Origin of the sequence: Streptomyces alboflavus (genome assembly GCF_000716675.1) — a bacterium.
GTDB lineage: Bacteria > Actinomycetota > Actinomycetes > Streptomycetales > Streptomycetaceae > Streptomyces > Streptomyces alboflavus.
Genome location: NZ_JNXT01000009.1, coordinates 55,280 through 79,968, shown reverse-complemented (window position 1 = coordinate 79,968; position 24,689 = coordinate 55,280). Strand labels below are relative to the sequence as shown.

At 68.3% G+C, this 24,689-nt stretch carries 21 protein-coding genes and 4 pseudogenes; 10 read left to right on the top strand and 15 right to left on the bottom strand.

The window, feature by feature from the left end; all coding sequences use genetic code 11:
* The first annotated feature begins 25 nt into the window (after positions 1-25).
* The gene (locus OO63_RS09580) at positions 26-1,216 is read left to right on the top strand and encodes a serine hydrolase domain-containing protein (RefSeq protein ID WP_031192446.1); all 1,191 of its coding nucleotides are present in this window, start codon (positions 26-28) and stop codon (positions 1,214-1,216) included.
* Positions 1,217-1,436: 220 nt separating this feature from the next.
* Positions 1,437-1,828, top strand: a pseudogene (locus OO63_RS41410) (CBS domain-containing protein); the annotation flags it as partial.
* Positions 1,829-1,963: 135 nt separating this feature from the next.
* Here OO63_RS41410 and OO63_RS09570 read toward each other — a convergent pair.
* From OO63_RS09570 to OO63_RS45340, 4 genes are all read right to left on the bottom strand, one after another.
* Positions 1,964-3,889 (bottom strand): NAD-binding protein, encoded by a 1,926-nt coding sequence (locus tag OO63_RS09570; protein ID WP_033263979.1) that lies wholly within the window; start codon positions 3,887-3,889, stop codon positions 1,964-1,966.
* A gap of 127 nt (positions 3,890-4,016) precedes the next feature.
* Entirely contained in the window at positions 4,017-4,475 is a 459-nt protein-coding gene (locus OO63_RS09565) for a CBS domain-containing protein (RefSeq protein ID WP_030363947.1), read from the bottom strand.
* Positions 4,462-5,709, bottom strand: a complete 1,248-nt coding sequence (locus OO63_RS09560) for a cation:proton antiporter (protein ID WP_031192448.1) — start codon at positions 5,707-5,709, stop codon at positions 4,462-4,464. Before OO63_RS09560 ends, OO63_RS09565 begins: the two co-directional genes overlap by 14 nt.
* 153 nt (positions 5,710-5,862) lie before the next feature.
* The gene (locus OO63_RS45340; protein ID WP_157853970.1) at positions 5,863-6,015 is read right to left on the bottom strand and encodes a hypothetical protein; all 153 of its coding nucleotides are present in this window, start codon (positions 6,013-6,015) and stop codon (positions 5,863-5,865) included.
* A gap of 204 nt (positions 6,016-6,219) precedes the next feature.
* On the opposite strand from OO63_RS45340, the gene nhaA reads away from it, so the two are divergent.
* Entirely contained in the window at positions 6,220-7,569 is a 1,350-nt protein-coding gene (gene nhaA / locus OO63_RS09555) for a Na+/H+ antiporter NhaA (protein WP_051810701.1), read from the top strand.
* Between the two features lie 613 nt (positions 7,570-8,182).
* On the opposite strand, the gene OO63_RS09550 is transcribed toward nhaA, so the two are convergent.
* A complete protein-coding gene (locus OO63_RS09550) occupies positions 8,183-8,494 on the bottom strand; it encodes a hypothetical protein (RefSeq protein ID WP_157853969.1) in 312 nt (103 codons plus the stop codon).
* Positions 8,495-8,949: 455 nt separating this feature from the next.
* On the opposite strand from OO63_RS09550, the gene OO63_RS09545 reads away from it, so the two are divergent.
* A complete protein-coding gene (locus OO63_RS09545; RefSeq protein WP_031192450.1) occupies positions 8,950-9,492 on the top strand; it encodes a MarR family winged helix-turn-helix transcriptional regulator in 543 nt (180 codons plus the stop codon).
* Between the two features lie 56 nt (positions 9,493-9,548).
* Here OO63_RS09545 and OO63_RS44605 read toward each other — a convergent pair whose 3' ends face one another.
* Positions 9,549-9,833, bottom strand: coding sequence for a galactose oxidase early set domain-containing protein (locus OO63_RS44605; protein ID WP_234311499.1), 285 nt, complete (start codon positions 9,831-9,833; stop codon positions 9,549-9,551).
* Positions 9,834-9,843: 10 nt separating this feature from the next.
* Positions 9,844-10,494: pseudogene (locus OO63_RS47745) on the bottom strand (hypothetical protein); the annotation flags it as partial.
* Between the two features lie 260 nt (positions 10,495-10,754).
* On the opposite strand from OO63_RS47745, the gene OO63_RS45330 reads away from it, so the two are divergent.
* From OO63_RS45330 to OO63_RS09515, 4 genes are all read left to right on the top strand, one after another.
* Positions 10,755-10,961: a DUF2180 family protein gene (locus OO63_RS45330; RefSeq protein WP_030363744.1), complete on the top strand. Its 207-nt coding sequence runs from the start codon at positions 10,755-10,757 to the stop codon at positions 10,959-10,961.
* A 113-nt stretch (positions 10,962-11,074) separates the two neighbouring features.
* Positions 11,075-11,767: a hypothetical protein gene (locus tag OO63_RS09525; protein WP_031192451.1), complete on the top strand. Its 693-nt coding sequence runs from the start codon at positions 11,075-11,077 to the stop codon at positions 11,765-11,767.
* Between the two features lie 245 nt (positions 11,768-12,012).
* Positions 12,013-13,041, top strand: a complete 1,029-nt coding sequence (locus tag OO63_RS09520; RefSeq protein WP_051810718.1) for a PP2C family protein-serine/threonine phosphatase — start codon at positions 12,013-12,015, stop codon at positions 13,039-13,041.
* Between the two features lie 502 nt (positions 13,042-13,543).
* Positions 13,544-14,119, top strand: a complete 576-nt coding sequence (locus OO63_RS09515) for a nitroreductase family deazaflavin-dependent oxidoreductase (protein ID WP_346009322.1) — start codon at positions 13,544-13,546, stop codon at positions 14,117-14,119.
* Between the two features lie 60 nt (positions 14,120-14,179).
* Here OO63_RS09515 and OO63_RS09510 read toward each other — a convergent pair whose 3' ends face one another.
* The 4 genes from OO63_RS09510 to OO63_RS09495 are packed head-to-tail and all read right to left on the bottom strand — an operon-like array spanning position 14,180 to position 17,499.
* The gene (locus OO63_RS09510; RefSeq protein ID WP_031192453.1) at positions 14,180-14,977 is read right to left on the bottom strand and encodes an ABC transporter permease; all 798 of its coding nucleotides are present in this window, start codon (positions 14,975-14,977) and stop codon (positions 14,180-14,182) included.
* The gene (locus tag OO63_RS09505) at positions 14,964-15,614 is read right to left on the bottom strand and encodes an ABC transporter ATP-binding protein (protein WP_030363659.1); all 651 of its coding nucleotides are present in this window, start codon (positions 15,612-15,614) and stop codon (positions 14,964-14,966) included. Before OO63_RS09505 ends, OO63_RS09510 begins: the two co-directional genes overlap by 14 nt.
* Complete coding sequence (locus OO63_RS09500) at positions 15,611-16,408, bottom strand: TetR/AcrR family transcriptional regulator (RefSeq protein ID WP_234311483.1); 798 nt, start codon at positions 16,406-16,408, stop codon at positions 15,611-15,613. The genes OO63_RS09505 and OO63_RS09500 overlap by 4 nt, the downstream gene beginning before the upstream one ends.
* Before the next feature lie 14 nt (positions 16,409-16,422).
* Positions 16,423-17,499: a SpoIIE family protein phosphatase gene (locus OO63_RS09495; protein WP_234311485.1), complete on the bottom strand. Its 1,077-nt coding sequence runs from the start codon at positions 17,497-17,499 to the stop codon at positions 16,423-16,425.
* Positions 17,500-18,675: 1,176 nt separating this feature from the next.
* On the opposite strand from OO63_RS09495, the gene OO63_RS47560 reads away from it, so the two are divergent.
* Entirely contained in the window at positions 18,676-18,951 is a 276-nt protein-coding gene (locus tag OO63_RS47560; RefSeq protein WP_031192455.1) for a hypothetical protein, read from the top strand.
* 38 nt (positions 18,952-18,989) lie between these two features.
* Here OO63_RS47560 and OO63_RS47555 read toward each other — a convergent pair.
* Positions 18,990-19,196: pseudogene (locus OO63_RS47555) on the bottom strand (GNAT family N-acetyltransferase); the annotation flags it as partial.
* 703 nt (positions 19,197-19,899) lie between these two features.
* Here OO63_RS47555 and OO63_RS09485 point away from each other — a divergent pair.
* Positions 19,900-20,109 (top strand): hypothetical protein, encoded by a 210-nt coding sequence (locus OO63_RS09485; RefSeq protein ID WP_157853966.1) that lies wholly within the window; start codon positions 19,900-19,902, stop codon positions 20,107-20,109.
* A 114-nt stretch (positions 20,110-20,223) separates the two neighbouring features.
* Here OO63_RS09485 and OO63_RS41405 read toward each other — a convergent pair.
* From OO63_RS41405 to OO63_RS09470, 3 genes and pseudogenes are all read right to left on the bottom strand, one after another.
* Positions 20,224-20,754: pseudogene (locus tag OO63_RS41405) on the bottom strand (transporter); the annotation flags it as partial.
* 72 nt (positions 20,755-20,826) lie between these two features.
* A complete protein-coding gene (locus tag OO63_RS09475) occupies positions 20,827-22,089 on the bottom strand; it encodes a hypothetical protein (protein WP_030362596.1) in 1,263 nt (420 codons plus the stop codon).
* Positions 22,090-22,144: 55 nt separating this feature from the next.
* The gene (locus OO63_RS09470; RefSeq protein ID WP_234311404.1) at positions 22,145-24,664 is read right to left on the bottom strand and encodes a site-specific integrase; all 2,520 of its coding nucleotides are present in this window, start codon (positions 24,662-24,664) and stop codon (positions 22,145-22,147) included.
* Positions 24,665-24,689 lie beyond the last annotated feature (25 nt).

Here is a 24,689-nt window from a genome sequence, read left to right as displayed (position 1 = left end):
ACGGCCTGCGGAGCGGAGCGGACATATGACGGGCATTTCCTCACTGGCTGATCTTGTGTGGGCGCGGGGATACACGGATCCGGCCTGGGCTCGACGGCACACGACCTCGGGCCGGGAACTCGTTTCGAGCCGTCGTGTCTGGCGCGGCTCCGACGGCGCGTCCGCGTTGCCGACGACCGCGTCGGCAGGCGCCCTCGACGGCCTCGGGTTCACCGGAGCGCCCTGCGGGTCCCTCACGCTCACGGAGCTGCTCTCCCGGGCCGAGACCGACGCCCTCCTGGTCATGCACCGCGGCCTGCTCGTGCACGAGGAGTACCTCCACGGGTACGAGCCTCATGTCCCGCACTTCAACGCCTCGGCTGCCAAGTCCTATCTCGGCCTCGTCGCCGCGGTCCTGGCCCACGAGGGGCAGCTCGACCGCGGCATGCAGGTCTCCAGAATCGTCCCCGAGCTCGCCGGCACCGCCTTCGGAGACGCCCAGGTCGACCATCTGCTCCACATGGGCACGCAGTTGAGCTACGCGGGCCGCCCGTACGACAAGGCGCTGGAGGCGCAGCGCTACTTCGCCGTCCTGGCCCCCCAACTGCGCCCCTACGGCTACACCGGGCCGGCCACGATCCGCGAGCACCTCGCCACCGCCCGCGCCACCGGCGAGCCCGGCATCGCCTTCCGCTACGAGAACGGCAACGTCGAGGCCCTCGCCGAGGTCCTGCGCCGCGTCACCGGCACCACCACCTCGGACCTGCTGTCCGAGATGATCTGGTCCCGCATCGGCGCGGAGGAGGACGCGTACTACCTCCTCGACTCCGAAGGCGCCGAGGCCGCCTGCGGTGGATTCAGCGCCACCGCCCGCGACCTTGCCCGGCTCGGCGAGATGATCCGCCGCGGTGGCGCGATCGGTGACCGCCAGATCGTCCCGGAGGCCGTCGCCTCCACCATCGCCTCCGGCGTTCCGGACGGCTACCCCCGCCGTGTCCGCTTCCCCGCCGCGCCTCCCGAGGCGCCCGCCACACTCTCGTACCACGACCTCTGGTGGATCCCCAACGACCCTTACGGCTCCTTCATGGCCAGCGGCATCCACGGCCAGCGCCTCTTCATCTCCCCCGCCCTCGACCTGGTGATCGTCCACTACGCCTCCCAGGTCGTCTCCCCAGCCGTCCCCCAGATCCCCCTGGTCCAGGCGTTCCTGAAGATCGGCACGCACCTCTGCGGCTGAAGACACTCGCAGTGCCGCCGACCGCTGAGGGTGCTCCTCCCGCCTTCCCTGTCGCCGACCCTGCCGGTCGACAGCACCGGCCACCGCGGCATCGTCGTCGCCGCCACACATCCGGCTCGCGTCCCGGCCGTGGGCGACACCGTCGACCTGGACGGCCGGCACCTGACGGTCGAGGCAGTCGAGCACCCTCGGGCCGACCGCGTCCGCATGACCGCACCGGCTGTCGGCCGCCGACGGCGAACGGCTGCGCGGCGCCCTGGAACTGGGCACGCGGCCGGTCGGCGAGATCCTGGTACCGGCCGCTCGGATGCGCACCGTCGACGACACGGTCACTCCGGCGAGCCTTGAGCGGGTAGCGGCCCAGGCGGGCTACTCCCGCTTTCCGGTCACCGGTGGCAGCCAAGCCCTGCTGGGCTACCTGCACATCAAGGACACCCTCGGCGTGGCCGACCGCGACGGACTCTTCCCCCCCCCGGCCCAGTGCCGCACCCACTGACGCGGGTCGGCATCGATACCCCGCTCGACGACACGCTCACCGCGCAGCGCGCCATGGGCAGCCACCTGGCCGGCGTCACCGGCGACAAGGGCATCGTCATCGGCTTCGTGACGATGGTTGCCCGGCGTCTACCTCTTTCTCCAGGAGTTTCGGCCCCGGCTCGGGCAGTCGCGTCGCCTCCTGCTTCTCCCTTGACCCGTTCCGCCGGTGCTGTGCTCGTCGTCGAGTCGGCGGGCTGGCGCGGCCAGGGGCTACGGATCGGCAAGTCGCGTGCGCACAGACGCTCTCCTCCCCAGGAGTTCCGCCAGGCCCTGGCGGGTGGCGGCGAGGACCACCCGATCCTGAGGATGCAGTACGTAGCCGGGGTGGAGGTCCCAGACCAGTCCCGTGGGGTGGTTGGCGCCCTCACCCGAGGGGGCGGCTGCCAGGTCGGGCAGGCGTTCGTCCGGTGCGGTGGAGTCCAGGGCCAGGACGCGCCAGGCGCCGGGCCGGAACGACTCGGTGACGGTACGCCCTTCGAGGTGAGGGTGTCCCGCGACGTCGAGCGCGGCGAAGAGCAGCACACGGCGTTCGACCGGGATCGCGCCCAGGATCTGACGGCCCATCATCGCTCCGGCGAAAGCGGGCGCGGCGAGAGTGGAGACGCTGCGGCTGCGGGTGAGAGCCTGGGGGTGCGCGGCACGCAGGGTGCGGTAGACGGCCGTGGCGAACGCGTCGTCGTAGAGACGCAGCGCCACACGGACCCCCGGCTTCACCGACCGTGCGTACAGGGCTGCTTCAAGGTTGGTGGTGTCGCTGCTGGTGAGGGCGAGCAGGGCGTGCGCGCGGTGGATCTTGGCGGCTTCGAGGACGCCCTCGTCGGTGACGTCACCGACGACGGTGGGTACGCGCAGACGGCGGGCGAGGGGGACGCCGCGTGCTTCGGGGTCCTCTTCCACGCAGACCACGGGGATGCCGAGTTCGCGCAGCCGGGCGAGGACCCGCGTGCCGACTTTGCCTAGGCCGAGCAGGACCACGTGCCCGGACAGGCCCTTCGGCGGGCGGCGCAGCGCGGAGGCGGACCGGAAGGTGCCAAGGGCTTCGAGGACGGCCGCGAGGAGTACGGGCAGGAGCAGCAACCCGACGAGACCGGTGAGGAGTTGAAGGATCTGGCGGGCGCTGGACTGGCCGAGCGCCGGGTCGTCGATGGCGAACAGATCCAGCAGAGTCAGGTATCCGGCGTGCAGGGGATGCGCATGGCCGGTCAGCCAGTTCGCCACCGCCAAGCCGAGGACGCAGGTGGTGAGTCCGGCCAGTGACCAGCGCAGACGAGGTGAGAAGAGCGAGCCGAGCGGAAGTCCGCGTCCGGCCAGGTTGCGGGCCGGCACCGCGGGTCCGGCGTGCGAGACGGTCTCCAGTACTACGGTGCCCCGACCGGTTGCGGCGGCAACGGCGCGGTCGTCGGGCAGCAGCAGCGGACCGTCCTGACCGCCATCGTCCGAACCCTCGGCTCCTGCCGGGTCGTTGGTGGTCGACGAGAGCAGGGCGAGCGTGCACAGGCCGGGGTCGGCGACCTCGCCAAGTCCGGGCGGAGGGCGTTCCACGGCACGCAGGAGCAAGCCGTCGGCCTGGACGACCTTGCTGGTGCCCGCGACGGCGGTGGCTGCCAGCGCGGGTGCCGCGGTGTCGGCGTCGGAGAGGACAGTGGTGGACGTGTCCAGCGCGGCCAGGTCCAGGTCGGGCGCGGCGACGGCGGCGGCCTGGTCGAGGAGTTCCTCCAGATGCTGGCCGAGCTTGCGGTTGTAGAGCCGGATCACCAGGCGCAGACGGGGGTTGAGGCGGCGGGCGGCCAAGGCTGCGTGGATGTTGGTCTCATCGTCGTCGTAGACCAGAGCCAGTGCGGCGGCGTCGGGGATTCCGGCGTCGATCAGCGCTTCCTCGTCGGGCTCGGATGCTTCGAGGACCCGGGGGGTCTCGTGCTGTGGCTCACCTTCTCCGCCGGGTGCGCCGGCCGCCCGTGCCATGATCGCCTGCATGCGGCCCAGCAGTGTGGTGGCCCGCGCCCGCCCGCCGGAACCACTCCGAGGACCGGTGCCGGGCCGGGTGGGAGGAATGACGACTGTCACACGCTCGCGGTAGACCGACCGCAGTTCGGCGGCGAGGCGCTCGGCGAGCGCGTCGTCGCCGCAGACGACCATGTGGCCGCTCGGAATCGGCTGGTGTCCCTGATGGGGAAGCGAGGCGCCGTCGCTCGGAACGCGCTGAGCGCGGTGCTGGTGGTCGTGGCTCATGTATCGCTCTTTCCGGCCCGGCGGTGCCCGTCGTTCACGATCCTCCGACGAAGTGGTCCAGCAGACTGTCCGGTGTGACTGCTCCCAGCAGGCGGGTGGTGTCACCCTGCTGTTCGATCACCACGACCAGCGGACTCTGGGTCCGGTCCAGCAACGCGGCGATCTGCATCGGCGCCGCGTCGGGTCCGACGACCGGAGGTCTGACCCTGTTGTGCGGCAGCCACGCGCCGATGGTCGTGCCGATGGCCGACTCCCGGGCGTCGACGTCGAACCGGTCCCCGATCACCGCCGCGAGCACAGGGTCCTGACGTACGAAGTCGGGGACCAGCCGACCGACCAGATGGGCGACGGCAACGATCGCGTAAGGCCGCCCGTCCGAGTCGACCACCAGGAGTGCGGGCAGCCGTTCGGTACTCACCAGGCGCAGGGCGTCCATGGCCTCGTCGTCCACGGACACGGCTGGGTAGGGGGTCAGGAGGTCACGCGCGCGCATGGGTGCCCTTCTCCTGGTGCGGTACGGAGCGGTGGGCGTCGTCGCGCGCCGGGACACCCGCGATGTCGTCGACATGGAAGGCGCGGGCGACCGGAACGTCGGTGCTGCTGTGGGCGACGATGGAGAAGGCGATGCACACAGCGATGAGGGTGTACGCCTGTTCTGCCTGTGGGATGCCGGACTGCAGGACGAGGAGGCCGTACACGACGGATGCGAAGCCCTTGGGGCCGAACCAGGCTGCGGCCAGTTTCTCCTTGCGGTCCAGCCCGGTGCCGATGAGGGAGATCAGCAGGGACGCGGGCCGGATCAGCATGATGGCCAGGACGACCGCGACATAACCCCCCATCGACAAGTCGCCGAAGAGCTGGGGCGTCAGCAGCGCACCGAAGACCAGGAGTGCGGCGAACTTCGCCAGTTCGGCCAGCGACTCGCCGAGCGGCTCGAAGGCCTCCTTCGACTCGGTCGACAGCGAGGCCAGGACCGCGCCCGCCGAGAACGCCGCGAGGTAGGGGTTGGCGTGCGTGAGGTGGCAGAGCGCGTACAGGATCACGCCCGTTGCCAGCGGAAGCAGCGGCTGCAGCTTTGGCTCGGCTCCCAGGAGGCGGAAACGTACGAGGCCGTTGACGATGAACGGCAGGAGGACACCGAAGGCCAGGCCCAGACCGAGTTCGAGAGCGATCTTGCCAGGCGACGCGGACTTCGCGTGGCCTGCTGCCGGGCCCGCGGCGGCGATCAGCAGCAGCACGACCGGGAGTGCGAGTCCGTCGTTGATGCCGCTCTCCACGTTCAGCAACTGCCGCAGCCGCGCCGGGACTTCCTTCCGGCCGACGATCGCCGAGGCGAACACTGGATCGGTGGGCGCGAGTACCGCCCCGACCAGGAATGACGTCGTCCAGTCCAGGCCCACCAGATAGTGCGTCACCAGTGCCATGAAGACGAAGGCGAGCGGCATCCCGAGGCCGAGCGCACGGGCCGGATTCCTCCAGGCGCTGCGCAGCTTGGGGAACGAGACGTGCATGCCGTCCGTGAACAGCACCGCGAACAGCGCGAGATCGGCCGTCACCGTCACGATCTCGCTGTCCGGCGTGATGTGGATCAGACCGAGGAAACCGTCGCTGACGAGGGCCCCGCCGACGAGGAAGAGGAAGGAGGTGGAGAGCACCGTCCGGGCGGCCAGGCCGGACAGCAGTACGGCTATGAGCAGCGCCACTCCGAATACCGCGATGAGCACCATGGTCGATATCCCCGATCGGCAAAGAGACTTCTAGCAAGACCGCCGACCAGGCTTCCCGGCACACCGCTGGGAACCATACACGTTCTTTACGCCGCATTGACAGGCTCTTGACGAGCCCCGGCCGCCACCCTGAGCACCGCTGGAAGTGCCCGCCTAGGTGTCGTCGTGGTCGAGCAGATTCCTCCACAAGCCGACCTGGTCGAGGGCCGACTGCGCCCTCTCGCCTACGTGCGAGACGACCAGGCGGACCCCGGATCCACGGGCGGCGATCACCGCCTTGAAGAAGGCCGCGCAGCCGTCCCTCACCCAGGCCTGCTCGGCCAGCCCCGACCTGCACCAGCCGACCCAGGCCGAGGCTGGCCAGACAGTCGCAGGCGGAGATCGCGCGGACCACACGACCATCGATAGAGTGTAAAGAACGCGTCAAGATGAGCGGGGTGTGCCGGGAAGTCTGGTCGGCGTCCTGAGAGCCGTGTGCCCTTTTCGCCACCACCCGAAAGTGTTCCCCTCATGACTGCCCGTCCCCGCCCCCTCTTCCTGGGCCTCGTACCGTTGCCTGAGCGACAGGCCGTCGCCCGCGCGCTGCGCACCGAGACGGTCGGCGGCCTGTTCCTGCTGGCCTCGGCCGTGGCGGCTCTCGTCTGGGCGAACAGCCCGTGGAGCGCGGCGTACGAGCAATTGCGAGACCTTCACTTCGGGATACCCGCCCTGGGCCTGGAGCTGTCAGTGGAGCACTGGACGGCCGACGGGCTGCTGACGGTCTTCTTCCTCGTTGCCGGAATCGAGCTCAAGCGGGAGCTGGTCGTCGGGGAGCTCCGCGCTCCGGCCACCGCCGCTCTGCCGGTGATCGCCGCACTGTGCGGCATGGCGGTGCCCGCCGCCCTGTACGCCGCCACCGCCACCGTGGGTGGCGGCAGCACGGGCGGTTGGGCGGTGCCGATGGCCACCGACATCGCTTTCGCCCTCGCGGTCCTGGCCGTCCTGAGCACCCACCTCCCGGCCGCGCTACGAGCGTTCCTGCTGACCCTGGCTGTCGTCGACGACCTCGGCGCCATCCTGATCATCGCCGTCTTCTTCACCTCCGACCTCAACCTCTGGGCCCTGGCCGGGGCGTGTGCCGGGCTCGTGGCCTTCTACTCGCTTCAGCGGCTGCGGGTACGAGGCTGGTGGTGGTACGTGCCCCTGGGGGTGGCGATCTGGGCACTGATGTACAACAGTGGCGTCCACGCCACCGTCGCCGGCGTCGCCATGGGCCTGATTCTGCGCACCATCCGCGAACGGGACGAGAAGGCGTCCCCCGCTTCCCTGGTCGCACATCTGCTGCACCCGTTCTCCGCCGCCGTAGCCGTCCCGCTGTTCGCTCTCTTCGCCGCCGGGGTGAGCATCTCCGGGAGCGCCCTGGGCGCCGTGTTCACCAGCCCCGAGCCCTTGGGCGTCGTGATCGGCCTGGTTCTCGGCAAGACACTCGGCATCTTCGCCGGTACCTACCTGGCCGCCCGTTTCACTCGCGCCCAGCTCAACCCCGACCTGGCCTGGGCCGACGTACTCGGGCTCTCCATGCTGGCGGGGATCGGCTTCACCGTGGCCCTGCTGATCGGCGAACTCGCCTTCCCCGGTGCGGCTGTCCAAGAGCACGTCAAGGCCGCCGTCCTCGTCGGCTCCCTGACCGCCGCCCTCCTGGCCGCACTGCTGCTGCGCCGCAGGAACGCCGTGTACCGACGCCTGTACGAACAGGAAAACCTGGACGAAGACGCGGACGGCGTCCCCGACATCTACCAGCGCGATGGCTTGTCCGGCTCCGGCCCGACCAGCCCCACCGCAGCCGATCCGACCGAGAACCATGATTCACCCCGAGGCTGAACAGGAGAAGCCCGAGCAGACAAGAGCCCTCAGGGACGGTGGCCTGCCCGCTCGGTGCTCACGCCACCACTCCCGGCTCTACCGGTATTCCCCCTCGTCAAGCCCAGCCTGGGCCCACACGCACCGCAGTTCCGCGCCGAGCGAGGACACGGACGGACTACGGCGGGAGTCGACCACGCGGCCTCGGGTACCCGCAGTCCGAACCGCGCCGGGAGTGTGGTGCCCGGCTCCAAGCTGCCGAAGGACGCATCATGGGAACAACTGGTGTACCGGGTACTGAAGAGGGTCACGCCCGAGACCAACTGACTGAAGCCCTCGGCTACGGCCCGGAACTGGTTGACCAGCCCGCCGACGCAAGAGCGCGTCCGTCACATTGACGATGCTTGCTACCGCCCTGGTGGTCGGGGCGTGCGGCGACAGCGGGGGGAAGCGACGCCGAGCCCCTCACACACGGGTTCCTCATCGATGCGCGACACCGCAGGGGGGCATGGACCTCCACAGCGGCCCGCATCTTCCAGTGCACGTGCATCCGCGCGCTCCGATGTCCCCGTAATGGATGGCCAAAGCATACGGAGGAAGTACGCAGAGAGGAGCAGAGACGGAGGGACCAGCGTCATACCGCTTCGACCACCCGCAGGGTGAAGGTCGTCCGGGCTCGGCCGGAAGAGGCGATGATCTCCACGGAGCCGGCTGTCTGGCCGGCGCTGAGCGGCACGTCGGTACTGCAGATCCCGTCGATGTCAGTGGTGACGATCACGGGCGAACTGCCGTGGAAGTCCGTACCCGTTCCGTTGGAGTCGTTCACGTAGAAGCTGACTGCCTGGCCGGGTGCAGGCTGGTCCTCCGCGTTGAGCGCGTGGACCGTCAGAGCCGCGAAACGGTCGCCGGACTCGACTCGTTGCCCATCCCCGGAGATCACAGTCAAGCTAACGAAAACACCATGCCGCCTACCTCCCCCGACGACGACGCGTGTCGCCCACCAGCCGGCCAGCGGGGCCAGGAGGAACGGGCACTCTCAGACCGAAGCGAGCCGCTTCCGTAAGGCCTGAGTACGCGATCAGCACTGAGCCCGTCAGACTGCCCAGCCAGGCGATCACGCTCTCATAGGACGCCGCCAGGGTGACCGGCACTCCCCCGAGCCCCGCCGTGCCGAAGTCGGCATCCGTGTCGAACGCTTAGGCACCGAATCCGCCGGCGTCCCGCACCGGGACCAACCGTCGTGCTCCCCTCACGTCCCTCATGGCTGGACGACGATCTGCCGCCTTGCCGTTCTCCAGCAGCGTTAGGACAGGTGTCCATGCCAGGATTTCGCTTAGGACGCGTCATCAAGTCATCAAAGCGCTTGCCTGGGGCATCGAGGAGGCGCGGTAAAAAGAAGGCATGCCGAAGTGCGAAGAACCCTCAGCGGGCGCAGCTGGACGGGATGATGTGGACGCGGTGACCCGTGCGGTGCTCACCGCGTCGCGATTGCTGGTCGCGGTGTCCGCCCGCTCCTTGGCCGAAGTGGAAGACCGTCTCACGCTGCCGCAGTTCCGGATGCTCGTGGTGCTGTCGTCCCGGGGCGCCACCAAGCTGGTGGCTCTGGCCGACCAACTGCAGGTCGCCCCGTCCACCGCCATGCGCATGGTCGACCGGTTGATCTCCGTCGGCCTTGCGCACCGGCGGCTCAACCCGGCGAACCGGCGGGAGACGCTACTGGAGCTCACCGAGGCAGGACGGCTCGCGGTCGAGAACGTCACCGCGCGGCGCCATCAGGAGATCGCCTCGATCGTCGAGCGCATGGCGCCTGAGCGGCGTGCGGTTCTCGTCGAGGCGCTCGCCGCCTTCAACGAGGCGGGTGGCGAGCCCCCTGCCGCCGCAGGAGGCAGCCCGGCCGTGTGTCCGCTGGGGTGGGCGGACGTACCGGCGGCGCCCGTCATCTGACCGCCGCCCACGCGGCACGCGGCTTGCGGTGCCCTGTCCTGCCTGCGTGCCGCCGCTCATCGCGCCTGCCGGACGTGCACCCATCGCGCCTTCGACGGGACTCCCCGGCCGTCGACCGCGAAGACCATGTACCGGCCCGGCGGAACCAGGGATCGGTCGCGCGGGACGCGCGCGGTGAGCCCGTCGGCTTCTCGCCCGGTGATGTCCAGGGCAATGGAGCGCTGGTCGAAGTCGGTGACATGGGTGGCCGATCCAGGGCGGATCAGATGGATCCTGGTGACCCGGTCGCCGTCTGGAGTACGCAGGGCCAGCGTGCCGCCAGGGAGGGTCGACGACGTCACGCCCTCCAAACGTGTCGTCGGGGAGGATCACGCTGCTCAGATAGCGCGCCTTCTCTGGAAGCTGGAAGGCGGGGGCCTGGCCCGAAGGCCGGCCGGGTGTCGTCCAGGTCCACGATCGCGGTCCGCGCCGTAGCCTTCGCGGACTCGCCCACTCCACCGCCGCCGAGCACCATGACCTTCTTGTCCTGGGCCGGCGGCAGCAGCACGGAGGACGACGTCTCCAGGATGTCCGGGTCGGGCCGGCCCGTGACCGGGGAGAAGGCATGGGTGTCCAGATCCCAGACTCCGGGCACGCGGCCCTTGTCGGCCGGGCCGTATCCGGCGTTGGAGCCGGAGTAGAAGATCTTCCGCTCGCCGGTGAGGAAGAAGGACGAACACACGGGTCTCGCTCGCAGTGACGTGAGCCGCACCGGTCCGAGCTCCGACGGACTTCTTGGCTGCGGGCACACGCACCGCCACCTGCGAGCGATACTCCTTGCCCGACGGCGAGCGGAAGACCGTGCCCTTGCGGACGTCCCGCGCCCGATCAGGGCCCTCGTTCTTGATCAGCATCGCCCCGCCGGCGCGCTTCACGTCGCCCTTGAGCACCTCATAGCGCCGTGCCACCGGCGACCAGGACCTTGCCGTCAGGCAGTTGGGCATGACCGCCACAGAACAGGTCCCGCGCGAAGCCGAAGACGGCCGGCGCGTCGAGTCCGGCAAGGACGGCCACAGCCCCGAGCCCGAGCCATCTTCTGCGGCCCCTGATCCGGGCGGTGTCGCGGGAACGTGGACGCTGTTTCATCGGCAAACCCCCGGCAGTGGTGCGAAGTGGATGTACCGACGACTACCGCAGCCGCCTTCGGGGCACCGCGCCAGTACGCCAGAGCCCGGCAACCGCCGACCGTGGAGCCGACGAGGCCCCGACTCAGGGATGACACGGTGAACTGCTACGAATGCGCACTCGTGCGGCACTCCAGGACCGCGGTGGCCGTCTGCCGCGTGTGCGGGGTGGCCGTGTGCGCCGACCACGCACAGACCGCAACCGCGGACCTGCGGCGCCCCGCGGGAACGGGCGAGATCGTGCGCGACCTTGCCGCACGCAAGATCATGTGCCCGGTGTGCCGCACCGCCGACGAGTCCCCTTGAGGCCTGCCCCGCCGCAGCTCTTCGTTACTCTATGGCCCACGGATTTTGCATCATGCAAGGAAATGGGTCCGGAGATCGACCCACGTGCCACAGGACTGACTTAAGGGGGACGCATGCGCATCGAGCCGCTCCTCGGTCGCTCGGCTCCCGACGCGGGACTCGCGAGCCATGTGAGCACGTGGGTGTGGGGACCGGCGGAGTTCATCGGACTGCCCTCGCGGCGACTGGTCGGCAAGGGCGTACTCACGGGACTCCTGGGCGCGGGCGGCATCGTCGGCGCCGGTGCCCTGGGCATGTGGACGGGGCCGACGGCGCTGGGTAGCGGAGAAGCGGGCCTCGTGATCGCGTGCGTGCTCGGTGTACGCCTCGCGGCCATCCGGGCGGGGCGCGCCTTCGTCGGGCTCGCCCTGACCCTCGGCATCTGCCTCGCTCTCACCGCCCCCCAGGCCACCGCAGGGCTTGTGCTCGCCCATCGAGGCCGGATACAGGAAGCACGAGTGACGTCCGTCGAGGTCCAGAGCGTTCCGCAGCAGAGCCGGGGCGGTCACCGCTACTTCTGCTCCGTCGAGAATCGCGACGGCACGCCTCTCCGCGCTCGGATATGGCGCGGCTGCCGAACGTCGACCGAGCCGGGCGACGCGCTAGCCGTGCTGTACGACCCGCTGGGACGCGTGCCCCCCAGGGGAGCCGAAGGCGTCCGCACCGGGCTGTGGCCACTCGGCGGAGTCGTGAGTCTGGCCGGCGCCCTTGTCGTGGTCTGCGCGGTGGCGGTCATCCGCTCCTTCCGGCTCACCCTGTCGTCCTGACGGCGACCGGGCCCCCTCTGACTCACCCCGACGTCGCCGGCTCCGCGGAGAGCGTGGATCTCAAGGGCGCATAACAAGCGAGTGACAGGGGCCGTCGCCGACCGGACCTTTGCATACTCTAAAAAATGACGTCGACGTGCCCTTCCTGGCACCTCTCGGCGCCGCCACGACCACCAGGAGAGTGCGTGCCCGAAGGGAAACATCCGTCCAGCCACCTAGTGCTGGCCACACTGCCGGGTGCGGTGATGGCCATCGTGGCGACAGTGGATCTGACGGCGGGTCCGGAGGTGGGTTTTCTGCCACTGGTCTCGCTCGGGCCCGCGTTCGCCGGGCTGGTCGGCACCTGGCGGCGCACGGCAGTGATCGGCGCGGTGGCCCTGCTGCTCTGCACGACGCTGGGGATCTACGACGGACTGCTCGACTCACGCCGCGGCTACACGGCGCTGGCGTCCGTCGGCGGCGTCACCGCAGCCGGCGTCACGGCCGCGGTGATGCGCGGCAGACGCGAGGCGGAGCTCGCCACCATGCGCTCCATCGCGGAGGTCGCCCAACGGGTCCTACTGCGTCCCGTGCCACGCACCGCAGGCCCCCTCCAGATAGCGGTCTCCTACACGTCCGCCGTCGCCGACGCCCGGATAGGCGGTGACCTGTACGAGGTGGTGGCGACCCCGCACGGCGTCCGCGTGATCGTGGGTGACGTCCAGGGCAAGGGTTTGGCAGCGGTGGAGTCAGCGGCCGTCGTACTCGGGGCCTTCCGGGAGGCCGCGCATGACGAGCCGGACCTCCTCGCGCTGGGAGCCCGCCTCGACCGCAGCATCTCGCGGGACCTGAACAGCGAGAAGTTCGTCACCGCGGTCCTGGCCGAGGTGGGGCCCGAGGAGGGCCGCGCTGTCTTCCTCAACTACGGCCATCCGCCGCCGCTGATTCTGCACCGCGATGGCGGCGTCCACTTCCCGCAACCGCCGTCCTACGCGCTGCCCTTGGGCCTGAGCGGTATGCACGGCGGCAACGACCCGCAGCCGTTCAGTGTGGGCTTCACACCCGGAGAGCAGATACTGCTGTACACCGACGGCATCAGCGAGGCCCGCGACGCGGACGGTTCCTTCTACCCGCTCGGCGACCGGGCGGCGCTCCTGCGGACCGCCGACGCCCAGAACGCCCTCGACCTGCTGCGCGAAGACGTGGCACAACACTCCGATGGGCTTCAACACGACGACGCTGCCCTGCTGTTGCTGCGCTACCACGCACACACCGAGGCGGCCGGGTCCCCCTGAGGGGCTCCCAGATCCCCTCCGCCCCTTGACAGATTTTGCACTATGCAAGAGAAAGGTGTCGCCGGGGGAGGTCCGGGCCCCGGCATGCCGGGGCCCGGGTGCTGGAAGCGGCGGCAGCGCACCGCGTTGCCGCCGCGACGCTCGACTTCAGGGCCACACGCCCGGGCGGGCCGGTTCGGCTCCGCAGCGCTCCAACCACGTTCTCGTCGTGCTCAACGACACCGGTGAGCCACACGCTGTGGTCGACGGCAGAAAGTGCGTAGGTCGTGTGCTTCACCTCGCGATCCTGGCCCAGTCCCGACTTGCCTCTCTCGTCGGACCTCCGCCAGCCCCGCGGAGCTTCCGCCGGCGCTTGTGCCCGCGCTGCTCCTGGCCGCCGCGGCCTTCGTCACGGCCGCCGAACCGCGCATCGGCCCTTTCGCCTCCGTATCCTGCCTACCGATTGACTACGCCTGCCCGTGGACACCCGAGTGTCGCGTGATGCGCGCGGACCACGCGAGCCATGCTCCGTCGACTGTGCGCGTACGAGCGCACGCTTCCAGGCCGATTCCCCGACTGTCGGAAGGCAACGATGACGCGGCGATCCAGTTCTTCTCAGGCCCCACGGCGCCCCACGGGATGGCGCCGCCTGGTGGCACGACTACCGGTCCATCTGTTCCACGTGGGGCTGGGCCCGGCCCTCGGGAAGCGACTGCTGCTTCTGCATCACACGGGCCGTGTGTCCGGGCGGCGGCGCCAAGTGGTTCTGGAAGTCGTGGCACACGACTCACGCCATGGGACATGGACCGTCGCGTCAGGCTTTGGGCCGAAGGCGGACTGGTACCGGAATTTGCGCCAACACCCGCGGACGGTGATCCAGTTCGGCAATCGACGCTACGCCGTCACCGCGCGTTTCCTCTCCCCTGACCAGAGTGCGGACGCGATGGCACGGTATGAGTCCCGGCACCCCTGGCTGGCGCAGATTCTCGGCGCTGTCACACCGCTGCCCACCAACGGCAACGAGGAATCGTTCCGAGAGGCCGCACGGTCCCTTCCGTTCGTCCGGCTCGAGGTTCGTGAGGGCCACCACCCCCGCTGACGCGGGCGGGAGAAACTGCTCACCCATGTGACAACGAGGGGACTGGTTGCCGCTGCGCTATCAGCGCGTGGGGCGGCGGCTGCGTGTCCTGAAGTGGAACACGACGAGGCCGATCAGGGCGAACGCGGCCGCCCACGCGAGGCCCATGCCCAGGTAGCGCCACATCACCGTGTCGCCGAGCGAACTACCGACGGAGAACTGCATCGGCCCGAACGACGGGAAGTACTGCAGGACCGGCTTGTTGGCCGCCGGATTGCCCAGCGGGTTCTGCAGGAACGTGTCGGTGAGCCCGCCCATGATGATGAGGAAGAAGCCCTCAAGGTCGTTCTTGACCAGGACACCCAGCAACAGGCCAAGCGAGCCGTAGGTGAGCGTCATCGCCATGAATCCGAGCAGGATCGCCCCCCAGCCGGTGAAGCCGGGACGCCAGAAGAGGAACAGCGCGAGCGCCGTGTAGAGCGCGATCGAGGCTGTGACGATGCCGATGGCCATCATCTTCGCGCCGATCAGGGTGGACTGACGGAAGCCCGCGAAGGCGAGCCGACGATCGAAGTTCAGCGCCTTGCGCACGGCGTCGAAGACGACGAAGCCGGAGATCATCGTCAGGGAGTTCATCCCGGCAGTGATCAGCGTGACGTTGCGGCCGCCGACCTTCAGCATCTCGCCGGTCGAGTACAGCTTGAACTCCAGGTCCTTGTTTCCGGCGATCGAGATCATCAGGAGGTACCAGACCGGGACGAACAAGCCGAGGAGGAGGGCTGCGAGACGGTTGCGACTCTGCTCCTGCACGGAGAACCGCAGTGCGGTGGGGAACTGCCGGAACAGCGGTGGGCCGGAAGGGAGGTCAAGCTGAGGCATGGCTGGGCTCCTTCTCCTGTGACGAACGGGGCGTCAGCCTGCCGTCCACGAGGTCGGCGAGCAGGTCGAAGCGCTCCTGCTCGAAGACGAGGTGGGTGATCACGACGATGGCCTTGTCCCGCTGATGCAGGTCCTCCACCAGATCCCAGAAGCGGAGATAGGTCTCCCAGTCAAAGCCCTGATAGGGCTCGTCCAGAAGCAGGACGTCGGGGTCATGCAGGAGGGCGAGGGTCAGGTTGAGCTTCTGCCGGGTGCCACCCGAAAGATCGCCGGCCGCCGTGGTGCGGTACTTCTCGTAGCCAAGGAGCTGCACCAGTTCGTCGGCACGCTCCAGGCCGGTCAGCCGGTGGGCGGCGGCGAAGTAGTGCAAGTGCTGGTCCACGGTGAGGTTGGAATTGAGCACGGGGTCCTGCGGGCAGTAGCCGAGCTCGCCGCGGAGGCCAACCTCGCCGCGGTCCACCGCCAGGGTGCCCGCGATCGCTTTGAGGAGCGTCGACTTGCCCGAGCCGTTCTCGCCGACCACCGCGACCAGTTGGCCCGGTTCGACGGTGAGGTCGGCGCCGCGCAGGACCCGATGTTTCCCGAAGGCTTTGTGGATGTCCCGGGCGGTGAGTGCGTGCTGTGGCCTTACGGTCATGCCTGACCTCCTTGTGCTTCCGGTGCTACGGCCGCTGCGTTCAGCCCGCCCGCGTAGATGCTCAGGAGCTCGGGGCCGAGCCGGGCGAGTCCAGCCGCCGAGAGAGGGTCGATGCCGAGGACCGCCGTGAGCTTGTCGCGCAGCAGGAACACCGAGAGGTCGTTCACCAACAGCAGCGCGGCGCGCACCTGCGGGTCCTTCCCTCTTGATGCGACCCCCGCGTCCGCCAGGGCATCCAGGATCTTGCAACTCACCGCGTACAGTCGGCGGAACAGGCCTCGGCCGGCGTCCGTGTCGGACAGCAGGAGCATGCGTAGATATCCGGGCAGCGGTGAGCCGACCGGAAGGTGCCGCAGGAAGATCTCGCTGAGCGAACCCGTGGTGGCTGCCTCCGGCCCATCGACAGCGACCGTGCCCCCGTCAGCGGTCAACTCATTGAGCAGACCTTCGAAGACGGTGAGTACGTACTGATCCACTTCCGTCCGCAGATTGTCCTTCGATCGGAAGTGATGCACGACGAGCCCCGGTGAGACGCCCGCCGCAGTGGCGATCTGTCGCACGGTCACCGCGTCGGGGCCACGCTCGGCGAACAGGCGCAGGGCTTCGTCCCGGATGACGGCCCGTGTGGTGCGATCGTCTGGCATTGAACGCATATTCAACATGCTAAACATGCGTTCAGTGGCCTGTCCAGTAGGCAATCCGCTCGCCGAGAAGCTCTCCCGATCACTGGGAGACAACACGACCGGCGCGCCGACACCGCTTGCACGGTTGCCTCGCTCAGAGGTCGTGAACATCGCCGTTGAGGGTGCTACGCGACCGCGCCCGGGCTCCGGGCACCACAGACGACGGATGCCGGACGAAGAGTGTCGTCGTTCTCGACGAGCAGGAGCGTCCCGGCCGGAGGCGCGGCAGCCCCCACGTGCGCGCGTACCCCTTCGACCAGCCGCTCCAGGAGCGTGCCGGAGTCGCAGCCATCGAGCGACATCGCCCGGACCGCTGTGGGGAAGGGCTCGTCCAGGGCACCCCAGGAGGCGGTCAGCGCGTCCGTGCCAAGCAGCAACCGACCTCCGGGAGGGAATCGCACCCGGGTCACGTACAGGGGTGGGCCGGCGTCAGGAGCAGCGATGCCCCCGAGGGCGGGCGCCAGAGCCAGAACCGACACAGGGCTCACGGTCTGCTCGACCAACACGTAGGGGGGCTGTCGACCGCAGCACACCAGGTCCAACGCGTCGCCGGTGTCGTCGATGTTGATCAGCAAAGCCTTGGCGTGGTTCCCGCCATGTTCGCTGAACACGATGTCCAGCCTTCTGACGATCTCCGCCAGGCTGGGTTCCGTGCTCGCGAGCGAGCGCCAGTGGTGCAGGAGAGCGGCTGCCGCTGCCGATCCGGTGGCCGCGCCCTGGAGGTCAACCATGAGGAGGCGCGTGCCGAAAGCACTGACGCGTACGTCGTGGAAGTCGTCGCTCGTCCAGCCACCGGCATCGGGAACGAGGCGACAGAACTCGCCCCGCAGGTCATTGATCCGCCACACGCCGCGCTCCACGGCAGGATCCGGCCGTACGGCAGCTTGAGGTCTTCCGCCGCCGTCCGCGGCGCATTTGTCGTCCTGAGCACGAGTCAGCCGCCCGACCACCCAGGTCAGGGCGACCACATCGAAGAGAGTGAACAGCACGACAAAGGGGCGGCTGCGCCACTCGGCCATGCTCAGGAGCAGCGCGACGACGAGGGCCATGATTCCTGGAAGGAACCGCTGCCATCGCCGGCTGCCTGAGGCCGGAAGGAGCAGACCGATGGCCGGTACGACAGCGAGTCCTACCATGATGCCTGGACGCAGGTTCCGGTACGCCAGATCCAGCGCGCCCAGCACGAGGACCGCGGTGGCCATCGCGCTCACGACGACGCGACTGCTGAAGACAGGCCGTGAGGCCAGGGAAAAGCGAAACACCTGGCCGTACCGCCCTTCCGTTCCTGGCCGCTCTGCATCCAGCCTATCGAGAACACCTCTCGGCGCAGCGGCAGTTGAACCAAACCCGCGTCCGCTGACCGCAAAGGAAGAAGGCGAAGGCCTGTCGGCGGCCAGTCATCCCGAGGAGCGGCCCGCATCAGGCGGCTGAAACCACACCTCCCTCCGAGGGCAGATACACCGGAGCACCAGCCGCGGCCGAGCCCTCGTGCAGTCCACCGGTGCCGTGACCGACCACAGGTCGACTCACGACTTCCCCCGCCTTTGCGGAATGCCAAATATCTGCGGCGCTGTACAGGCCTTATGTGCGGCGTGGTGATCACACGTCGCTCCGCCACATCAGTCTGGCCGATGCCTACCCTGACGCTCAGGGGCGCGTAGGAGCCGAGGCCGGCGGCGCTGTGTCCTGCCAGGCCTGTCTGTAAGCACTTGTTTTGACTCCAGTGCAAGGAGTTGTTTTGGCTCCACCGATCGGTCCGATGGGGCGTGTATTGGTGTGATTCACGCCCCTGTAGCAAGGTGATTTGGCCCCACTTCGATCGGGTGGTTCCGTTGGCCGGGGTGGGGGTGGTGTTGGCGGTAGTTTTGAAGCCTAGGTGGACCTCCGTCAGCGCGCCCCCGACAGGTGCGTGGAGGGTTGCCGACCCGGCTCGACTCAGGTTGCGGACCTCCCGGTGGCCGCAGCGGCTGGACGAGAACGGGCGATGGTGCGGTCGGCACTAGCACTTGACGGCCTGGCCTGCCAGGCGGACCCAGACATCGGCGAAGTCGACCTCGGCTTCCTCGCCGGGCAGATGAACCTGCGGAACCATCCCCGTCAGGTACCGGCGGCCTTCCAGCACCTCGGCCTAGATCTGCGGGCGCCTGGCCGGCACGTAGTCGCAGACCGTGGTGTTGGCTTCTTCCGTGGCGGCGGGACAGCAGACAGAAGGGCCTGCCGCACCGTCCGGCGATGCACCCCCCGTACTTCTCTGCCAGAGCCCGCTGCGACAGTTCCGGATCGAGACGCTTGTCTCTCCGGATCGCAGCGAACAGCTCCGTCCGCGAACCCATCCCGGCCTCCCGGCACGACCGTGATCTAGCAACACGGCCTCCGGCATGACCGTGATCGACGGGAGACACCCTGCGTCCGTCTTGCGGACGGCCCAACTCATTCACTCCACCGTGGGCTCGTCGCTGGACGAGTTGAAACAGGCTCACTCTGCTTCGGAGACCCTGCATTCACTCAAGTTCGCTCATCGAGTGCAACGGTGCGAACTCGTCGGCGAGTATGCCCATGACGACCAGATCATGGTGTCGGCCCGCGAAGAAAACGTGATCGCGCAGGCGCCCTTCCTCGGCAAAGCCGAGACGGCCACGGCTTCTGCCGCGTAGCCCTTGCGTCGATGCCCGGCCCCCATCGTGATGCCGTACTCGAACCACCCCGCACGCGGATCTGCGTGGCGCGAGCCGACAGCCCCGACGATCTGCCCCGTGTCCAAGGCTTCTACGGCCAAGCCGAAGCAGTCGCTGTCGGACTTCGCGACGGCCTGTTCCTTCGCCCAGGCGCGGAACCCCTCGGCAGACCGAGGCGGATGCAGCAGGTCTCCCAATCGCTCTTCATCGACAGCGAAGCCCATGAACGCCTTCCAGTCCTCAGGCTCAATACCGCGCAGACGTACCCACCTACCAGTCCAGAACGAAGTCATCCCCTATTCGATCACGAGCAGGACGTGCCGCACAGACCAACGGCACCCCGCCCGAACTGCCTTGTCAAACCGGTGGAGCCAGATCAACTTGGTACGCAGTGGAGCCACTAAACACCGGTGCGCGTGAACGGCAGATCGACGCGGCGCACGACGCAGGCGTCCAGCCCCTCGCCGTGGAGGGGCTTTGGGATGTCGTACATCGACTTAGGGTTGGTGGCGGGTCCAGCTTCTGCATCGTGACGCGCAGCCCGCGCGTCTTCACCAGCGCTCCGAGGCTGGTAGCGGTCGGCTACTTGCCGCGCGAGGCGGCGGCTCCGCCGGTGACGAAGAAGTGCATGGTCCCAAATGCGCCGACGGTAAGGCGTGAACAGGTGAATCTGCACGTCAAACGGGGTGCTGTGGAGCGATTCGTCCCGTAGCGCACCGCGTGGAAGGGGCCCTTGCTCACTTTCCGGCGGGGGTCGCACGGATCATATCTCCGCGTCGTAGTCTGCGATCGTCCTACCGGGGTTCGCTCCTGACGACGCGAAGGGAGACCCCGGGCCAGCCGGTCAAGCATGGGTCCGGGGAATCTCCCTCGCGCTTGTCAGAGCCGTATCCCATCTCGCTGACGACCGAGGAGAAGGATCAGCTCATGGCATCTGACGACCGTACCCGAGACAGTAGGCCGGGGAGCGCGTGGACGCTCAGCTGGATCACAGCCTTTACCGGGCTGGTAGCGATTGTGGGCGTCGTCGCACTGACGCTCATTGGCCACTCCGGAGCCGCGATCGCGATCGGCGCCGTCGGCGCCAGCGCGACCGCCGCCAGCGGCCTCCAGATCACGGTGAACATCCGCCGCTGAGCCGACTGCATGACAGCCGAGGCCGGAGCGTCCTTCGAACTGGGCCCCCGGAGTACCACGACGACAGCCCACAACTCCACCCTCCACTTGGGCCCGCACGCCCACGACGGACCTCTATCCCGCGGCGTAGCTAAGGCGCAGAAGGTCGCCAGCGCGCTCCAGGTCCCGCTCCGTACGGAGCCGCAACTCCAAGTCGCCGGCGCCATGGTGGCCGAGCCCCGTCACGTCCCGGGTGAAGCCGGGGACCAGGTCGACCCCCTTCGGGTCGGCCTTGAGGTAGACGAGGAGCTTGGTCTCCAGCTCAGCCAGTACACCGCCCTGCTTCCGATCCGGCGGCAGCCCGGCCGCGCGGCGCCGTACCGGCTTGGCCTCGGCCGAGTGCCCGGTGACGGAGGCCACGGTCTCCAGGCCGAAGTGGTGGCTGCCGAAGTACCGGTAGCGGACCAGGTCGATCGAGCGCCGGTGCTCGCGTACGGCGTGCGCGTCGTAGCGGGCGAAGTCGCCGGCCACGCAGATCAGCCGAGGTGTGCTCCACAGAATCTGGGACGCGGCCGTCACCCCGAGCCGGTCGCGGACCAGGTTCCGGAAGGCGTCCTTGTGGTTCGTCAGCCAGGCCATGTAGGAGAGGCCCTGGTTGATCACCCCTTCTCTGAACTGGCAGGGCGGTTCGTGAGGTGATATCCGCTTCGCGGTTGAAGAGGCGGCTCATCAGCAGTCCTAGGGCAGGGCTGTGGCCCAGTGCTCCATGGCCTTTTCGGCCAGGTAGCGGACCAGCCTGAGGTCGGCGGCCAGATCTCGTGCTTCCCGACTGTGTAGACCCAGGAGAGGCGTACCCGTCCGTCCGCCTCCCTCCTTCATGTGCACGATCCTGTTCCGGATGTCGTACACCCGTGAAGAGATGGCCGTGCGGTAGTCACTGCCGGGCAGCGGGGCGCCGGAGCCATCGTCCTCAAGCGTCTCGACATGCTGGATGATCGCGGGGTCACTCAGCGTCGTGAACAGTTCCTGATCACGTAGGAGTCCGGCGACATCTGCCTGTGCCACTGCCAGGTTGATCACGGCATCGAGTTGGTTCCGCTCGCTCCCCGGGATGCCGGTTCTCGGCATGTAGAACTCGAGCGCCTGGTAGTACTTCAGCCACCGCTCGACAGGGTGACGCCCCACAGCATTGCCAGCACCATAAAGCTCGGCGGGCTCCGCGTCGTATTGCCGCCGAGGGAAACGAAGCTTCGTCGAGTACGAGGGGCCCCTCCGGCTCCCGAGGCGATATCCGGTGTCCCAAAGGCGCAGTGACGCTCCTTGAGCCTTGGCGAGGCCGAAGAGATACGAGGTGCCGTACGCGACCAGCACCTTCTGTGCCTCTGCTGCGTCTAGGGCCGACACCCCCGAGAGTTCCAGACTTGGTGAGAGCCCTCCTCCGTGGCGCGTGTTGTACAGCAGGGACAGCTCAGGTGGGACGGAGACCAGCCGCAACGACCTGCCTGAGCCGTCTGCTTCCTCACTCACGTGAAACGCCCCCGTCGAGGCAAGCATGCCGGCCAGATCAGCGCCCAGAGGGCCCTCCAGGTCGACGGCTCGCTTCTGCCGTGGGAGGAGACTACGCACCAAAGCACTGTGGAACTGGTCGAAGTCGCCGACAAGGCGAGCTGTGATCACTCCGTTCTGTGGGTACCAGATGGCATGGCGCTCAGCCAGCGGAACTCCTGAGCTGACGATGCGCTCGACGTGCTCAAGCTGCGCTGCCGACCTCAGTCGCATGCGCAGACCATCGGCGTCGGCAAAGACGACACGTGCATCGTCGCGCCATCGCCGGCCATCCCACTTCTGCTTGCCATCCCACTCGACGACTACGTCGGTGCGTTTGCCCGCAAGGCTTTTAAGGCGTTCGACAGCCTCCTGGTAAGTGATCTGAGGCGGTGCGAACCAATCATCTTCAAAGTCGTCCCAGAGGTCATCGTCGTACTGCGAGATGTCTTCCATGCGGGCCTCTCTGTTCAGGACATGGCCGGCCGAATCGCTTTGTCACCGGCCTCCATCACGGTAGAGATCTAGGGGTGTGTCCAGCACTGGAATTTCTGGACTTGTTCCGCACTGCACCGACTCCCCTCGCGGAGACCGGTGTGGGGATACCGAGGTCGACGACGGTGCGGCTGGTCTGGCGCCGGTCGAGTTGGGCGAGTTTCTCCTCCGCTCCGGCGAGGCTCACTTGCAGTCCTTCGACTTCGCCGAGCCATCCTTCGCGTTCGGCCTCGGCGATGCGGGCGAGAAGGTTGTCGCGGATCTCGACGAGCCTGTCACGCTGAGCAGGGTCGGGCCAGAGCATTGGGCAGCGGACGCAGGCGTGTTCGTGGATGCAGGGGGTGCCGAACGCTCGGCCGCATGCGCCGATGGAGACCTTGCGCCGCTCGAAGTGACCGAGGAACTCTTGCCATTCATCGTCGGTGGGGACGCGATATTCCTCACTGGGGCGGAGGGACCGGCGGCGGGCCAGGAAAGCCATGTGCGCCTGGATCGCCTCCTCGGGATAGACGGCCTTGTAACCGAGAGTCACGTTGATGTCCTGGTGGCCTGCGATCGCCTGGGCGATGTGCGGGGGCAGCCCGTTGAGGACGGCCTCGGTGATGAACAGCCGTCGGAAGTCGTGTGGTGTGTAGCGGAGCGGGGCGCCGACGGCGTCGGTCAGGCCGGTGTTGGTGAGGGCCTGGTCCAGCATGGTGCGGACGGTTTCGTCGGTGAACGCCCGGTCCTCGCCGCAGATGCGCCGTTGGAACAGTAGTGGGGCGGGCTCCTGCCACACGCATTCGCCGCGGTCATAGGAGGAGACCAGGGGAACGGCGCCGGTGGTGTTCCGGACTCGGCAGATAGTCGCGCTGAGGACGCCGGCGAGCTCGGGGCTGACAAGTAGGAGCCGCTCGGTGTCCGTCTTGGACGGAGCGATTTGTAGAAGGGGGACGAGTTCACCGGTCGTGGGCAGCCGGTATTGGACCAGGCTGTGGTGGCTGAGTTCCAGCAGCTCCCCGATGCGGATGCCGGTGGCCCGCAGGACCTCGACTACGGCCCAGGTCCAGAAGGCGCGCTCGTCCTCGAGTCCCAGATCGCGGCGCTTTCCGGTGTGAGGGTCCTCGGTCCAGATCCGGCCGGCCGTTCCGTACGGAACCACGGCGCGTACGAGTTGCTGACCGGCAGCGGTGAATACCTCGCCGGGGTCGGTCTGGCGGGCTGCTTTCAGTACCGCGGCGGTGTCCCTGCGGCGCTGGTCAACCGAGCGGACGAGGATGGGCAGGACCGGCAGGCGCTCGCGGGTGCGGGCGTCCATCCTGGCCTTGCGCCGTCGTTGTATTTTGCGGTTCTCCAGCTCGTCAGCCCTCACCGGGCTCGGTGCCACCCAAGGGCCCCAGCGGCCGGGGTCTTCCAGGGCCCACTGGGCGATGTCGAGGTAGAAGGCCCGCACCTGAGTGAGCGTGTCCCGGTGGTTGAGCCTCTCGACCTTGGTGCTCGTGCGGCTCCCGTCGGGCGTGGTGACGGTCTTGTCCTTGGTGCGAATCCTCTGCTTCCACTGCCCGATGACGTCCAGGGCGAGGCGGAGGCTGTCGGCGCCGGGGTGGTGGTGCTCGATGTCCTGCCAGAAGCGTTTGGCGAGGTGGTAGGAGAGGGACTTCAAGCTGTTGCAGTCCAGCGCGGACTGACGTTCACGGAGATAGTCCACCAGGAGGTCACGGACAGCACGGCAGCGCAGGCCATAGCGGTCGATCAGCTCCTCCGGGGTCCGTTGTCCCAGGTAGCGGACCTCGCGCAGATTCCGTGGGGCATCTTCTCCGAGGGCTCCGAACTGGTGAAGCAGGCGGTAGAACACCTCGGTCCCCGCCATCGCCCGCTTGAGCACCACGGCTTGGGTCTCGAGAAGTTCCAGGACGTCGCCGATGGTGATGTTGGCGATCGTGCCGCCCTTCGCCGCGAGGATGAGGGCGCTGCGGCAGAGCGTTGTAGTGACGGCGCCCGACCGCACGCCGTGGGCTTGAGCACCCAGCTCTCGCAGGCGCTCGAATCCGTCTGGGTCTCGGCTGTGTGCCATGGAGCGGACCAGCACTCCTTGGCGGCTGGCCCCGGCGGCCAGCCAGTCCACCGAAGGTCGCAGCAGCTCAGCACTGATCAGCGTCGTCAGGGCCCGGCCCACCACCGGCATGCGCCAGTCTGCCCTCAGGCCGCGCTCGTGAAGCCATTGCTTGATCACCGGCCGCCAGGCGGCACCGGCCTGCTCGATGCCGCTGGCCTTCCACCGCTCCTGCCAGGTCTGCCCGGGCTGATCTTCCAGCCAGTCCAACACCATGACGATGCCGTGCTTGTGGTGCAGTTCGCTGCCGGCGTTCTCCAGCGTGTAGGGCGGACGGGACAGCAAACGGGCCGCTTCGGCGCGGGAGCGCTCGGTGCCCGGCCAGTTGTCGGGAACACTGCGGGCGGGGAAGCGCTGCCGGGCGACCATCACGCGGGTGAGTTGAGGCTCCAGTCCAGCAGCCGGTGTGCGGCGGCTGGCGCTCGGCGACGAGGTGACGGTCACCGGGCACCGGTTCCGAACAGCACAT